Raw genomic sequence first — 641 nt, 5'->3', positions numbered from 1 at the left:
AACCATCAGATTGGCAGAGCCCTCCTAATCAACCGGGAACCCCTACACCCCGCTCAATTCCGAAGCGCCGGTTTGCGGGACAGCCACCGACGGTGTCTTCACCAGTTCGGCTTTCACCAGAGCCACGAAACGGCGCACCGTCGATTCGCCGACCTGGACACCATGCTCACCAACCAGACGCTCCCACACACGATGCGCCGTGTGCCGCTGCTTCTTCGGAACCTCCAAGTCGGCTTCGAGCCAACCCCGGATCGTGTCCTTCCACGGACCCAACACCGGCGCGTCACGCTCAGGGGCCTTGCGTGGCGGCGGCGTCGCATCGCCGATCGCCTGACGCACCGTGCGGCGATGCACACCATGGCTATCAGCCAACCCGCGGATCGAAGCCCCCTCACGGCGCTCACGACGAATCTCTTCGAACAGTCTCACCCTCGACATCTCCCTCTCCCACCTCGATCAGCTTCCTCACAGAAGCCACCGAGAGTAGGAACCAGTGCGCCAAGTGGGGCCAAATCAAGCGAGCGAAACAGCCCAAAGTGGGGCCAAATCAGATAAGCACACCCACTGGATCCACCGATTCGGTTGGCTGGTGGTGGTTTTGGGGGTTGAATCGGGGTCGGGTGGGCCGGATTGTGGATGTC

The 641-nt window shown here is 62.1% G+C and carries 1 protein-coding gene; it reads right to left on the bottom strand.

Going from position 1 to position 641, the window contains the following annotated elements:
• Positions 1-42: 42 nt before the first annotated feature.
• Complete coding sequence (locus tag P1T08_18895; GenBank protein MDF1598139.1) at positions 43-438, bottom strand: hypothetical protein; 396 nt, start codon at positions 436-438, stop codon at positions 43-45.
• Positions 439-641: the final 203 nt, after the last annotated feature.

The organism is Acidimicrobiia bacterium (assembly GCA_029210695.1).
Taxonomy (GTDB): Bacteria; Actinomycetota; Acidimicrobiia; order Spongiisociales; family JAHEDJ01; genus JAHEDJ01.
Note: the sequence above shows the minus strand (reverse complement) of the source record. Positions and strands in the feature narration are given on the sequence as shown.